This window comes from Rhodococcus sp. NBC_00294 (assembly GCF_036163995.1).
Lineage (GTDB): Bacteria > Actinomycetota > Actinomycetes > Mycobacteriales > Mycobacteriaceae > Rhodococcoides.
Map to the genome: position 1 here is coordinate 1,061,016 of NZ_CP108043.1, position 12,447 is coordinate 1,073,462.

General features: G+C 68.5%; 14 protein-coding genes. All 14 read right to left on the reverse strand.

Features of this window, described 5'->3' with window-relative positions; translation table 11 throughout:
* Window position 1 precedes the first annotated feature (1 nt).
* The gene (nuoK, locus tag OHB23_RS05000; protein WP_056440973.1) at window positions 2-301 is read right to left on the reverse strand and encodes an NADH-quinone oxidoreductase subunit NuoK; all 300 of its coding nucleotides are present in this window, start codon (window positions 299-301) and stop codon (window positions 2-4) included.
* Window positions 298-996 (reverse strand): NADH-quinone oxidoreductase subunit J, encoded by a 699-nt coding sequence (locus tag OHB23_RS05005; protein WP_328811010.1) that lies wholly within the window; start codon window positions 994-996, stop codon window positions 298-300. The genes nuoK and OHB23_RS05005 overlap by 4 nt, the downstream gene beginning before the upstream one ends.
* Window positions 993-1,517 carry an NADH-quinone oxidoreductase subunit NuoI gene (nuoI, locus tag OHB23_RS05010; protein ID WP_027506032.1) on the reverse strand — a complete coding sequence of 175 codons (525 nt, stop codon included), beginning with the start codon at window positions 1,515-1,517 and terminating at the stop codon, window positions 993-995. Before nuoI ends, OHB23_RS05005 begins: the two co-directional genes overlap by 4 nt.
* Window positions 1,510-2,784, reverse strand: a complete 1,275-nt coding sequence (nuoH, locus tag OHB23_RS05015) for an NADH-quinone oxidoreductase subunit NuoH (protein WP_307096995.1) — start codon at window positions 2,782-2,784, stop codon at window positions 1,510-1,512. Before nuoH ends, nuoI begins: the two co-directional genes overlap by 8 nt.
* Window positions 2,781-5,156 carry an NADH-quinone oxidoreductase subunit G gene (locus OHB23_RS05020; protein ID WP_328811011.1) on the reverse strand — a complete coding sequence of 792 codons (2,376 nt, stop codon included), beginning with the start codon at window positions 5,154-5,156 and terminating at the stop codon, window positions 2,781-2,783. The genes nuoH and OHB23_RS05020 overlap by 4 nt, the downstream gene beginning before the upstream one ends.
* Window positions 5,153-6,469, reverse strand: coding sequence for an NADH-quinone oxidoreductase subunit NuoF (gene nuoF, locus OHB23_RS05025; RefSeq protein WP_222629538.1), 1,317 nt, complete (start codon window positions 6,467-6,469; stop codon window positions 5,153-5,155). The genes OHB23_RS05020 and nuoF overlap by 4 nt, the downstream gene beginning before the upstream one ends.
* Window positions 6,466-7,314 carry an NADH-quinone oxidoreductase subunit NuoE gene (gene nuoE, locus OHB23_RS05030; protein ID WP_328811012.1) on the reverse strand — a complete coding sequence of 283 codons (849 nt, stop codon included), beginning with the start codon at window positions 7,312-7,314 and terminating at the stop codon, window positions 6,466-6,468. The genes nuoF and nuoE overlap by 4 nt, the downstream gene beginning before the upstream one ends.
* On the reverse strand, window positions 7,311-8,621 hold the full coding sequence (gene nuoD / locus OHB23_RS05035; protein WP_056440985.1) for an NADH dehydrogenase (quinone) subunit D: 1,311 nt from the start codon (window positions 8,619-8,621) through the stop codon (window positions 7,311-7,313). The genes nuoE and nuoD overlap by 4 nt, the downstream gene beginning before the upstream one ends.
* Window positions 8,621-9,268, reverse strand: a complete 648-nt coding sequence (locus OHB23_RS05040; RefSeq protein ID WP_222649955.1) for an NADH-quinone oxidoreductase subunit C — start codon at window positions 9,266-9,268, stop codon at window positions 8,621-8,623. The genes nuoD and OHB23_RS05040 overlap by 1 nt, the downstream gene beginning before the upstream one ends.
* A complete protein-coding gene (locus OHB23_RS05045) occupies window positions 9,265-9,819 on the reverse strand; it encodes a NuoB/complex I 20 kDa subunit family protein (protein WP_027506037.1) in 555 nt (184 codons plus the stop codon). Before OHB23_RS05045 ends, OHB23_RS05040 begins: the two co-directional genes overlap by 4 nt.
* Window positions 9,820-9,846: 27 nt before the next feature.
* Window positions 9,847-10,206, reverse strand: coding sequence for an NADH-quinone oxidoreductase subunit A (locus OHB23_RS05050; protein WP_027506038.1), 360 nt, complete (start codon window positions 10,204-10,206; stop codon window positions 9,847-9,849).
* A 178-nt stretch (window positions 10,207-10,384) separates the two neighbouring features.
* Window positions 10,385-10,777: an Rv3143 family two-component system response regulator gene (locus OHB23_RS05055; protein ID WP_328811013.1), complete on the reverse strand. Its 393-nt coding sequence runs from the start codon at window positions 10,775-10,777 to the stop codon at window positions 10,385-10,387.
* 87 nt (window positions 10,778-10,864) lie between these two features.
* Complete coding sequence (locus OHB23_RS05060; protein ID WP_307097003.1) at window positions 10,865-11,494, reverse strand: MSMEG_1061 family FMN-dependent PPOX-type flavoprotein; 630 nt, start codon at window positions 11,492-11,494, stop codon at window positions 10,865-10,867.
* Window positions 11,491-12,441 carry a ring-cleaving dioxygenase gene (locus tag OHB23_RS05065; protein WP_328811014.1) on the reverse strand — a complete coding sequence of 317 codons (951 nt, stop codon included), beginning with the start codon at window positions 12,439-12,441 and terminating at the stop codon, window positions 11,491-11,493. Before OHB23_RS05065 ends, OHB23_RS05060 begins: the two co-directional genes overlap by 4 nt.
* Between the last annotated feature and the right edge of the window lie 6 nt (window positions 12,442-12,447).

Below are 12,447 nucleotides of genomic sequence, written 5' to 3' on the forward strand. Positions count from 1 at the left end.
GTCAGTACTTCAACAGACTGTCGTCGTCGACCGAGACGGATCGACGAGAGCGGAAGATCGCCATGATGACGGCCAGACCCACCACCACCTCGGCGGCGGCGACAACCATCGTGAAGAACGCGAAGACCTGTCCGTCCAGTCCGCCGTGCATCCGCGAGAACGTCACGAAGGCCAGGTTCGCGGCGTTGAGCATCAGCTCGATGCACATGAAGACGACGATGGCGTTGCGGCGCAGGAGGACACCGGCGGCGCCGATGGTGAACAGGGCCGCGGACAGGTACAGGTAGTACTCCGGGTTCATCGGCTCGGCCCGTCGCGGAACTGCCGACTGACCGACGACTCGGCGTCGCTGCCGTCGGGGAGACGAGCGGGCCGGTCCACACCGTTGTGGCGTGCGTAGACACCCGGACTCGGCAGCGGTGTCACGCGGTCTCCGAAGCGGAACCTGTCCTGCGACAGCTCCTTCTGGGTTCTGGTCCGGCCGACGGGGTCCCGGTGGGTCAGCACCATGGCACCGATCGTGGCAGTGATGAGCAGCGCTCCGGTGAGCTCGAAGGCCCACACGTAGCGCACGAACACCAGCTCGGCGAGCCCCTCGACGTTCGCCGGCGACTGCGCGGTGAAGCCGCGGAAGTCGCTCAGCGCGGCATTGCCGAGCCCCCCGATCAGCAGGACACCGAATCCGAGACCCACGACGATGGCCGCGATGCGGTGCCCCCGTAGCGATTCGACGAGTGAGTCCGACGAGTCCACCCCCACGAGCATGAGTACGAAGAGGAAGAGCATCATCACGGCGCCGGTGTAGACCACGATCTGGACGACACCGAGGAAGACGGCACCCTGGACGATGTAGAAGATCGCGAGCACCACCATCGTCGATGCCAGGAACAGAGCCGAGTACACGGCTTTCGCCGACGCCACGACGCCCAGCGCGCCGATGAGAGCGAGCGGGGCGAGGATCCAGAAGGCGATGGCCTCGGAGGTCGAGACGATCATCGGTCCGCCTCCCGCCGGGCGATGACGGCCCCGCGGTAGTAGTCCTCGTCGGTGGCGCCGTCGGCCATGGCGTGCGGGGGCGCGTCCATCCCCTCGGCGAGCGAGGCCAACAGATCGGTCTTCTCGTAGATCAGGTCGGCGCGGTTGTCGTCGGCCATCTCGTACTCGTTGGTCATGGTCAGGGCGCGGGTGGGGCACGCCTCGATGCACAGACCGCACCCGATGCACCGCAGGTAGTTGATCTGGTAGACGCGCCCGTACCGTTCGCCGGGCGAGTACCGCTCGGTCTCCGTGTTGTCGGCGCCCTCGACGTAGATGGCGTCGGCGGGGCACGCCCACGCGCACAGTTCGCAGCCGATGCACTTCTCCAGGCCGTCCGCGTAGCGATTCAGCTGGTGACGGCCGTGGTACCGCGTCGCCGTCGGTACCTTCTCCTCCGGATACGACTCGGTCTCCGGCTTCTTGAACATGGTGGCGAAGGTGACGCCGAAACCCGCGACAGGTCCCAGGAATTCAGGCATCGGTCGTCTCCTTGGTGATGGGTCGAGGGCGTGCCGGACCGGGTGAGCGGTCCGGCATCGGAGGCACGGGGAACCCGCCCGCCGCGGCATCGACCCCCTGCTGGTCCGCCGTCGCACCGGAGTGGGTCCGTTCCAGGCGCCCACGCCGTAGCGTCCGGGCGAGAACGGCGATCAGGGCGGCGGTGTACAGCAGTGACACCACCACGGTGACCGGCCGGACGTGCGGGGAGTCGAGGAGGAGGACGCGCACGGCCGCGATGACCATGATCCACAGCAGCGCAGCGGGAATGAGCACCTTCCACCCGAAGTTCATGAACTGGTCGTAGCGCAGGCGTGGCAGGGTGCTGCGGAGCCAGACGAAGACGAACAGGAAGCCCCACACCTTGATCGTGAACCAGAGAACGGGCCACCAGCCCTGATTCGCGCCGTCCCACAGGCTGATCGGGAAGGGGGCGCGCCAGCCGCCGAGAAAAAGCGTGGTCGCGAGCGCCGAGACGGTGACCATGTTGACGTACTCCGCGAGCATGAACATGGCGAACCGGAGCGAGGAGTACTCGGTGTGGAATCCGCCGACCAGTTCGCCCTCCGCCTCGGGGAGATCGAACGGCGCACGGTTGGTCTCGCCCACCATCGAGGTGATGTAGACGAGGAACGACGGCAGCAGCATCACGACGAACCACAGGCGCTCCTGCGAGGCGACGATGCCGGACGTCGACATGGTGCCCGCGTAGAGGAACACGGCCGCGAAGCTCAGGCCCATGGCCACCTCGTACGAGATCACCTGCGCGGTCGAGCGCAGTGCTCCCAGAAGCGGATACGTGGAACCGGACGACCACCCGGCCAGGACGATGCCGTACACACCGATCGAGGTCACGGCCAGGATGTAGAGCACCGCGACGGGCATGTCGGTCAGCTGGAGCGGGGTGATGTGCCCGAACACCGACACGGTGGGGCCGAACGGGATCACGGCGAAGGCCATGAAGGCGGGGACGACCGAGATGATCGGTGCCAGCAGGTAGATCGGACGGTCCACGCCCCTCGGGACGATCCCCTCCTTCAGGGCGAGCTTCACACCGTCGGCGAGGCTCTGCAGGATGCCCCACGGCCCGACCCTGTTGGGGCCGATGCGCATCTGCATCCAGGCCATGACCTTGCGCTCGGCGTAGATCGCGATGAGCGGTGTCAGCACGAGGAAGCCGAAGACGGCGAGCGCCTTGGCGACGACCAGCCACAGTGGGTCGATCCCGAAGACGGAGAGGTCGGTCATGACGGTGCTCCTGCCGAGAGACGCACGGCGGCACCGGGTGCGACGTGGAGGGTCGCACTCACTCGGGACGGTGCCGAGTTCCACGGCAGCCACACCACGTGGTCCGGCATGGCGGTGACGCGGAGCGGCAGCGTGATCGACCCCGAGTCGGTGGAGACGGTCAGTGGCTCACCGTCGGACACTTCGGTGTCGGCCGCGGTCGCGGGCGACAGCCGGGCGACGGGGGTCCGCGCCGTGCCGGCGAGATCGGTCTCCCCGTCCTGCATCCGCCCGGCGTCGAGCAGCATCCGCCAGCCGGCCAGTACGGCGGTTCCTGCGCCGAGGGCGGTCGGTGCCGCGCTGCCGCGGTCCGGAACGTCGGGGGATCCGGGTGCCGACCCGGCCGCGTCGAGTTCGCGGCGTGCCGCGTCGGCGTCCGGCAGTCCGAGGCGGTGACCCATCTCGGTGGCGATCGCGTCGAGGACCCGCAGGTCGGCCATCATGGACGGCGTCGGGAGTGCTGCTCCGAACGTGCGCCGGCGGCCTTCCCAGGTGGTGAACGATCCGGCTTTCTGCGCGACGGCGGCGACCGGGAACACGACGTCGGCCCGGTCGGTCACCTCACTGCTGCGCAGGTCCAGTGCGACGACGAAGGGGGCTCGGTCGAGCGCGGCGCGGGCCGCGTCGGGATCGGTGAGGTCGTCGAGCTCGACACCGGCCACGACGAGCGCGCGGAGGTCGGCGCCGAGGATGCCGACCGTGTCCCGGCCCGGTGTCGCCGGCAGATCGTCGACACCCCACGCCGCGGCCACCGCGTGCCGAGCCGCGGAGTCGTCCACCCGGCGACCTCCGTGCAGGAGGGTGGGGAACGCACCCGAGTCGAGAGCGCCGCGGTCACCGGCACGGCGGGGGATCCACGCGACGCGGGCGCCGGTGGTGTCGGCGGTGCGCGCGACCGCGGCGAGGGTGCCGGGGCTCGACGCCGCCCGCTCGCAGACGAGGATCACCGCGCCCGGCACGCGCAGCTGCTCGAGCACGTCCGGGTCCGCCAGCCCCGCGGCCTCCGTCCCCGGCGCCGTGAGACGCACGTCGGCTCTCAGCTTCGTGCTGCCGGGCGACGCGAAGGGCGCCAGTGTCAGTACGCGAGTGTGTCCCCCCCGCACTGCCTTCCGCAGGCGGAGGAAGACGATGGGGCTCTCCTCCTCCGGTTCGAAGGACACGAGGACGACGATCGGTGCGGCCTCGAGTGCGGCGTACGTGACGTCGATACGGCGGCCGGCCACCCGAGCGGACAGGAAGTCGGTCTCCTCCTCGGACGTCGGGCGGGCCCGGAAGTCGATGTCGTTGGTATCCAGCGCGATCCGCGCGAACTTGCTGTAGGCGTACGCGTCCTCGACGGTGAGACGGCCACCGGTGAGCACGCCGGCGTGTCCGCGAGCCTCCGCCAGACCGCGGGCGGCCACCGCCAGGGCCTCCGACCACGACGCGGGCTCGAGGGTGGTTCCGCGTCGGACCAGCGGGGTGTCGAGGCGATCGGGCAGCGTGCCGTACGCGAACGCCCAGCGGCCCTTGTCGCAGCTCCATTCCTCGTTGACCTCGGGATCGTCGCCGGCCAACCGACGCAACACCTTTCCGCGGCGATGGTCCGTGCGCTGGGCGCACCCACTGGAGCAGTGCTCGCAGACGCTGGGAGTCGACACCAGGTCGAAGGGCCGCGCGCGGAATCGGTAGGCGGTGTTGGTGAGTGCACCCACCGGGCAGATCTGCACGGTGTTGCCGGAGAAGTACGACTCGAACGGCTCGGCGCCGTAGATGCCGACCTGTTGCAGCGCACCGCGTTCGAGCAGATCGATGAACGGGTCACCGGCGATCTGCTCGGAGAAGCGCGTGCACCGGGCGCAGAGGACGCACCGCTCCCGGTCGAGCAGGACCTCGGTCGACAGGGGGATCGGCTTGGGATACGTGCGTTTGGTCTCCGTGAAGCGCGACTCGGTGCGGCCGGTGGACATGGCCTGGTTCTGCAGCGGGCACTCGCCACCCTTGTCGCACACCGGGCAGTCGAGCGGATGGTTGATCAGGAGCAGTTCCATCACTCCGCGCTGAGCCTTCTCGGCGATCTCCGAGCTGTGCTGCGTCCGGATCACCATGCCGTCGGTCACCGTCGTGGTGCACGACGCCAGGGGCTTGCGTTGGCCCTCGACGTCGACCAGGCACTGCCGGCACGCGCCGACCGGGTCCAGCAGCGGGTGGTCGCAGAACCGCGGGATCTGCACACCGAGCATCTCGGCCGCCCGGATCACCAGGGTGCCTTTCGGGACCGACATCGGGACGCCGTCGAGGGTGATGTCCACCGTCGTCTCGGCGCGCGCGCCGTCGTTCTGCACCGCGGTCATGTCAGTTGTCCTGCCATCAGGGTGGAGAGGTGCGGATCGAAGGGGCATCCACCCTGCTCCACGTGCGCCACGTACTCGTCCCGGAAGTGGGCGATCGACGAGACGATGGGGCTTGCCGCCCCGTCTCCCAACGCGCAGAACGACTTTCCCAGGATGCTGTCGGCGACGTCGAGCAGCTTCTGCAGGTCACCCTCCGATCCGGTGCCGTTCTCGAGGCGCGCGAGTATCTGCACCAGCCAGTAGGTGCCCTCCCGGCACGGGGTGCACTTCCCACACGATTCGTGCGCGTAGAACTCGCTCCAGCGCCGGACCGCACGGACCACGCAGGTCGTCTCGTCGAAGATCTGGAGTGCTTTCGTGCCGAGCATCGATCCCGCGGCACTCACACCCTCGTAGTCGAGCGGGACGTCGAGGTGCTCGGCCGTGAAGATCGGGGTGGAGGATCCGCCCGGTGTCCAGAACTTCAGCGTGTGCCCGGCGCGGACACCGCCCGCGTGCTCGAGCAACTCGCGCAACGTGATGCCGAGCGGCGCCTCGTACTGTCCGGGGCGGGTGACGTGGCCGGAGAGCGAGTACAGCGTGAAGCCGGGTGACTTCTCACTGCCCATCGAGCGGAACCATTGCGTCCCGCGCGCCAGGACCGTCGGCACACTCGCGATGGACTCGACGTTGTTGACGACGGTGGGGCTCGCGTAGAGGCCCGCCACGGCGGGGAACGGTGGCCGCAGCCGGGGCTGGCCGCGGCGCCCCTCGAGGGAGTCGAGCAGTGCGGTCTCCTCGCCGCAGATGTAGGCGCCCGCCCCCGCATGGACGACGAGGTCCAGATCGAACCCGGAGCCCTGGATGTCCGTGCCCAGGTACCCCGCGGCGTAGGCCTCGGCGACCGCGGCCTGCAGCCGCCGCAGCACCGGCACCACCTCACCGCGGAGGTAGACGAACGCGTGCGACGAGCGGATGGCGTACGCCGCGATCACGATGCCCTCGACCAGCGCGTGGGGTGTGGCCATCAGCAGCGGCATGTCCTTGCACGTGCCCGGCTCCGACTCGTCGGCGTTCACCACCAGGTAGTGCGGCACGGTCTGGTCCGCGGGTGTCGGGCCGTCCTGGGGGATGAAGCTCCACTTCGTGCCGGTGGGGAAGCCGGCGCCGCCGCGACCACGCAGGCCGGAGTCCTTGACCGTGCCGATCACCTCGTCGGGTGTCATCGCCAGGGCTGCGGCGAGACCGTCGTACCCGCCGTGGCGGCGGTAGGTGTCCAGAGTCCAGGACTCGGGCTCGTCCCAGTAGCGGCTCAGAACCGGGGTGAGTGTCACGGCCGGGCCTCCTTCGCTGCAGTGCCGTTCGGGTGGGGCACATCGGCAGACGGGGCGGGCGCGGGCTTGTCCGGGGTGGAGTCCGTCGGCGGCTCGGCTGCCGCCGCCGCGTCGGGTTCCGCGTGATCGGGGGCGCGCATGTCCTTCTCCCGCGCGACACGCAGGCCTGCCAGCGTCGCCTCGCCGGCGGTCGGTGCGTCGAGCGCGCCGGGCCGGGTGTCGGGAAAGCCCGCCAGGATGCGCGAGGTCTCGCGGAAGGTGCACAGGGTCGCGCCGCGCGTCGGGGTGACCGGGCGCCCGGCGCGGAGTTCGTCGACCAGCGTGCGTGCCGACTCGGGAGTCTGGTTGTCGAAGAACTCCCAGTTCACCATCACCACCGGTGCGTAGTCGCAGGCGGCGTTGCACTCGATGTGTTCGAGCGTCACGGTGCCGTCCGTGACGCCGTCGAGGTGGTCGACGAGGGCCTCGTGAATGGCGTCCCCGCCCATCACGGCGCAGAGGGTGTTGGTGCACACGCCGACGAGGTAGTCGCCTGTCGGCTCGCGGCGGTACATCGAGTAGAACGTCGCCACCGCCGCGACCTCGGCACCCGTGAGGTCGAGTGTGTGCGAACAGAAGTCGATCGCGGCGGGGGTGAGGTACCCGTCCTCGGCCTGGAGCAGATGAAGGATCGGGATGATCGCGGACCGGGCGCGCGGGTAGCGGGCGACGATGGTGGCGGCGTCCGCCTCGAGGCGGGCCAGCACGTCCTCGGGGTAGGTCCGCCGGGCGCCTGGTCGCACGAGTTGGACGCGTTCCTCCGGACGGGGTCCGAAGGGTATCGCCACCGGTTCCCGTGCGCTCATCGGTCCACCCCACCCATCACGGGATCGATGCTCGCCACGGACGCGATCACGTCGGACACCATGCCGCCCTCGCACATCGCCGCGACGGCCTGCAGATTGGTGAACGACGGGTCCCGGAAGTGCACCCGGTAGGGCCGGGATCCACCGTCGGAGACCATGTGCACACCCAGCTCGCCGCGGGGTGACTCCACCGCGACGTAGACCTGTCCCTCGGGCACGCGGATGCCCTCGGTGACGAGCTTGAAATGGTGGATCAGCGATTCCATCGATCCGTCCATGATCTTCTGCACGTGCTCGCGGGAGTTGCCCAGTCCGTCGGGGCCCGAGACCAGGTCTGCAGGCCACGCGATCTTCTTGTCCGACACCATCACGGGCCCCGGCGCCAGTCGGTCGAGGCACTGTTCGACGATCTTCAGCGACTCGCTCATCTCGTCGACACGGATGAGATACCGCGCGTAGCAGTCACTCTCCTGTTCGGTGATCACGTCGAACTCGTAGGTCTCGTAGCCGCAGTAGGGCTCCGCGCGACGGAGATCGTGGGGCAAGCCCGTGGCACGCAGCACCGGACCCGTGATTCCGAGTGCCATGCACCCGGTGAGATCGAGGTACCCGATGCCGCGGGTCCGACCCTTCCAGATGGGGTTGTCGTCCAGCATCGCGCTCATGTCGCGCAGGCGGATCGGCAACAGGTGCAGCAGGTCCCGGATCTTCGGCACGGCGTCGTCGGGCAGGTCCATCGCCAGCCCGCCCGGCCGGACGAACGCGTGATTCATCCGCAGGCCCGTGATCGTCTCGAAGATGTCGAGGATCAGTTCACGTTCCCGGAATCCGAAGAGCATGGCGGTGACCGCGCCGAGCTCCATGCCGCCGGTGGCCAGAGCGACCAGGTGCGAGGAGATGCGGTTGAGTTCCATCAGCAACACCCGGATCACGGTCGCGCGTTCCGGCACGTCGTCTGTGATGCCGAGCAGCTTCTCCACGCCGAGGCAGTACGCCGTCTCGTTGAAGAAGGGCGACAGGTAGTCCATCCGTGTCACGTAGGTGACGCCCTGCGTCCAGTTCCGGTACTCGAGGTTCTTCTCGATACCGGTGTGCAGGTAGCCGATTCCGCACCGCGCCTCGGTGACGGTCTCCCCCTCGATCTCGAGGATGAGGCGGAGGACCCCGTGCGTGGAGGGGTGCTGCGGTCCCATGTTGACGACGATGCGCTCCTCACCGGCGGTGCCGGCCAGGTCGACGATCTCGTCCCAGTCCTGGCCCGACGCGGTGTAGACGGTCGGCGTGGTGTGATCCTTCTCGAGTGTCATCAGTTGTACGACCTGCGCTGATCGGGGGGCGCGATCCGCGCGCCCTTGAACTCCACCGGGATGCCGCCCAGCGGGTAGTCCTTGCGTTGCGGGTGCCCCACCCAGTCGTCGGGCATCTCGATGCGTGTCAGGGACGGGTGCCCGTCGAACTCGATGCCGAAGAAGTCGTACGTCTCGCGCTCGTGCCAGTCGGTGGTGGGGTAGATGCCGCACAGCGACGGAATGTGCGGGTCGGACTCCGGCACTGACACTTCGAGACGCAACCGACGACCGTGCGTGATGGACTGCAGATGGTAGACGGCGTGCAGCTCGCGTCCGGTCTCGCCGGGCTGGTGGACGCCACTGACGCCGAGACACAGTTCGAAGCGGAGTGCCTGATCGTCGCGTAGCGCGGACGCGACAGCGGGCAGGTGCGTACGCGCGATGTGCAGAGTCAGCTCACCGCGGTGGAGCACGGCACGCTCGACGGCGTCGTCCCAACGTTCGCCCCGAGCCGCGAGCGCCGACTCCAGTGCGTCCGCCACGACGTCGTGGTCCCCACCGAACGGTCGACTCGCGTTGTCGTGTCGGGGTTTCGGCGGCGCCAGTCGGCCGTAACCCGACGTGTCGCCCGAACCGCGCACTCCGAACATGCCCCGCGCTCTCATCGCAGCAGCGTCTTCGCGTCGATGACGGACGGAGAACTCAGCGCGGCCTTCTCGGTCTCGGCGATGGCCCTCTCGCGGTCGACGCCCAGCGGCATCGCCTGGATCGACGCGTGCAACTGCAGGATGGCATTGATCAGCATCTCGGGCCGCGGCGGACAACCGGGCAGATAGATGTCGACCGGTACCACGTGGTCGACGCCCTGCACGATGGCGTAGTTGTTGAACATTCCTCCCGAGGACGCGCAGACACCCATCGCCAGAACCCATTTCGGCTCGGCCATCTGGTCGTACACCTGTCGGAGCACCGGTGCCATCTTCTGGCTCACCCGTCCCGCGACGATCATGAGATCCGCCTGGCGGGGGGAGGCGCGGAAGGCTTCCATACCGAATCGGGCGAGATCGAACCGGCCGGACGTCGTCGACATCATCTCGATCGCACAGCACGCCAGTCCGAAGGTCGCGGGCCACAGAGACCCCTTGCGGGCGAAGCCGGCGAGGCCTTCGACAGTGGTCAGCAGGAAGCCGCTCGGCAGCTTCTCTTCCAATCCCATGCGATCACTTCTTCCACGGCGAGTGGATCAGTCCCAGCTGAGACCTCCACGACGCCACTCGTATGCGTAGGCGACGGAAACGTTGACGATGAACAGGGCCATCGCGGCGAGACCGAACACACCCAGTGCCTCGAAGTGCACAGCCCACGGGTACAGGAACACGATCTCGATGTCGAAGATGATGAAAAGCATTGCGGTGAGGTAGAACTTGACCGGAAAGCGACCGCCGCCGATGTGCTGCGGGGTGGGCTCGACGCCACATTCGTACGCGTCGAGCTTGGCGCGGTTGTATCGCTTCGGTCCCACTTCCGATGCCACGAGGACCGAGAACAGCGCGAAGGCGACCGCGATCGCGCCGAGAACGAGGACCGGCACATATGCGTTCATGCCACTCGAACTCCTGCCCGTGTCGTGGGTTCCGACCGGAACCGCCCTACGCCTCGAGGTGATCTGTGCCACACAGTAGGACTTTTTCGTCGCGATGGGTCCGGTTTGGTGACTCGGGCTCACAATCGTCGCGAATCGGTGATCCCCCGGCGTCGCGGATCGGAGATCCGGCGGGACCTCAGGCAGGGTCGCTGAGCAGTCCCACCACGGCGCGGCCGAGTTCGAGTGGGTCGATGGGGTGCGACACCGACGCGTCGGCACGCGACCAGGTGGCCAACCACGCGTCGTCGGGGCGGCCGGTGAGCACGAGAAGTGGTGGACACGGGTCGATCTCGTCGCGCAGTTGCTTCGCGAGGCCCATCCCGCCGACGGGAGCGCTCTCACCGTCGAGGATCACCAGATCGACACCGCCGCGATCCAGGTGCTCGATCACGACGGGCGCCGTCGCCACGTCGAGATACTCGATCTCGGGCAGGTCGGGGTGCGGGCGACGGCCCAGCGCCTGGTGGACGAGCGCCCGCGTGGACGCGTGGCTGCTGTAGATCAGCACCGACAACGTTGCGTCCGCCACGGGTGGGACGTTACCCAGTGCGCTTCGCGCCCGTGCGCCTTTTGCGTATGCCTGGATGCGCAAGAGGCGCACAGGCGCGGAGCGCATCTACGACCGGTACAACGACTCCTCGTATGCCGGCCCGTAGTACGCCCGCAGTTCCTCGAGCGATTCCGGCGAGTCGGGGATCAGCGTCTTGGAGATCTCTGCGACCGTCGGCAGCACCGACGGATTCCAGGTGCCCGGCTCCCACAGCCGTGACCGCAGGAACGCCTTGGCGCAGTGATGGAAGACCTGCTCGATGTCGACGACGAGCGCGAGGATCGGGCGGTGTCCCTTGACCACGAGGTCGTCGAAGAACGGCGCGTCGGAGATCAACCGCGCGCGGCCATTGATGCGCAGCGTGTCCCCGCGTCCGGGAACCAGGAAGTCGAGACCCACGAACGGGTTGCTCAGCACGTTGCGGTACCCGTCCATCCGCTTGTTGCCGGGCCGTTCCGCCAGCGCGATGGTGGCGTCGTCGAGGACGTGCACCAGCGAGCCGGGCGGGTCTCCCTTCGGCGAGACGTCGCACCGTCCGGTCTCGTCGGCGGTGGCCACCAGGCAGAACGGCGAGGCCGCGAGGAAGTCGCGGTCGAGCGGATGCAGCCGGGGGCGATCCTTGTGGGCGGCGCGGAAGCTCGGCGTGCCGAACATCGCCGTCAGCGTCTCGCCGTCGGTCACCTGTGTCCACGTCACGACGCGTCACCCACCGGGAGTGCCGGGAGATTCTGCTCGATCTGCTCCCGCGTCGGCTCGAGCCACGGCGGCAGCTTCAACGAGCGCCCGAGTTCGAGCAGTGGCTCGTCGACGTCGAATCCCGGCGCCTCGGTCGCGATCTCGAACAGCACGCCGCCCGGCTCCCGGAAGTAGATCGACTGGAAGTACTGCCGGTCCAGGATCTCGGTGACGTGCGCGCCGCTGTCGACCAGCTCGGTGCGCCAGGCGGTGAGCGTCTCGTGGTCGGGCGCACGGAAGGCGACGTGGTGAACGGTGCCGCCTGCCTGCAGACCACGGTCGCTGCGGTCGGTGACGACGTCGACCAGCGCGCCCGCGCCGCCCGCGGCCATGGCGAACCGCGCGCTCGCGGCACCGTCCGCGGCGACGGTCATGCTCATCCGGTCGGTGAGCAGCTCGGCTGTCGCGTCGAGTGTCGTCTCGGTGAGGGTGACCGAGTGCAGTCCGCGCACCGCGTGTTCAGTGGGCACCGATGCCACGCCGTCCCAGCCGGAGCGGGTGTCCCCGTCGGAGGCGATCAGGTCGAGGACCATGCCGTCGTGGTCGTACAGGCGCAGGACCTCGTCGTCGCCGCGGGTCACCGGCGCCTCGACGCGCACGTTCAGCTCCCGGAGCCGGTCGTGCCAGAAGGACAGCGACGAGTCCGGAACGCTGAACGCTGTCGAGGTCGCGAGTCCGGTTCCCTGTCGTCCGCGCTCGACGTCCTTCCACGGGAAGAAGGTGATGAGCGACGACGGGCTACCGCGGAAGTCCCCGTAATACAGGTGGTAGGTGCCGGGGTCGTCGAAGTTGACGGTCTGCTTCACCAACCGCAGGCCGAGCACGCGCGTGTAGAACTCCACGTTCCGGCCGGGGTCCGACGCGATGGCGGTGACGTGGTGAAGACCGAGAGGGGCGAGTGTCGTCATGGGACC

Excerpts from the sequence above, each read along its gene's own strand:
- OHB23_RS05050 (WP_027506038.1), bottom strand. The coding sequence starts at position 10,206 with ATGAACGCATATGTGCCGGTCCTCGTTCTCGGCGCGATCGCGGTCGCC.
- OHB23_RS05065 (WP_328811014.1), bottom strand. The coding sequence starts at position 12,441 with ATGACGACACTCGCCCCTCTCGGTCTTCACCACGTCACCGCCATCGCG.
- OHB23_RS05045 (WP_027506037.1), bottom strand. The coding sequence starts at position 9,819 with ATGGGATTGGAAGAGAAGCTGCCGAGCGGCTTCCTGCTGACCACTGTC.
- OHB23_RS05040 (WP_222649955.1), bottom strand. The coding sequence starts at position 9,268 with ATGAGAGCGCGGGGCATGTTCGGAGTGCGCGGTTCGGGCGACACGTCG.
- OHB23_RS05020 (WP_328811011.1), bottom strand. The coding sequence starts at position 5,156 with ATGACCGCGGTGCAGAACGACGGCGCGCGCGCCGAGACGACGGTGGAC.
- nuoH (WP_307096995.1), bottom strand. The coding sequence starts at position 2,784 with ATGACCGACCTCTCCGTCTTCGGGATCGACCCACTGTGGCTGGTCGTC.
- nuoE (WP_328811012.1), bottom strand. The coding sequence starts at position 7,314 with ATGAGCGCACGGGAACCGGTGGCGATACCCTTCGGACCCCGTCCGGAG.
- nuoK (WP_056440973.1), bottom strand. The coding sequence starts at position 301 with ATGAACCCGGAGTACTACCTGTACCTGTCCGCGGCCCTGTTCACCATC.
- nuoD (WP_056440985.1), bottom strand. The coding sequence starts at position 8,621 with ATGACACTCGAGAAGGATCACACCACGCCGACCGTCTACACCGCGTCG.
- OHB23_RS05005 (WP_328811010.1), bottom strand. The coding sequence starts at position 996 with ATGATCGTCTCGACCTCCGAGGCCATCGCCTTCTGGATCCTCGCCCCG.
- nuoI (WP_027506032.1), bottom strand. The coding sequence starts at position 1,517 with ATGCCTGAATTCCTGGGACCTGTCGCGGGTTTCGGCGTCACCTTCGCC.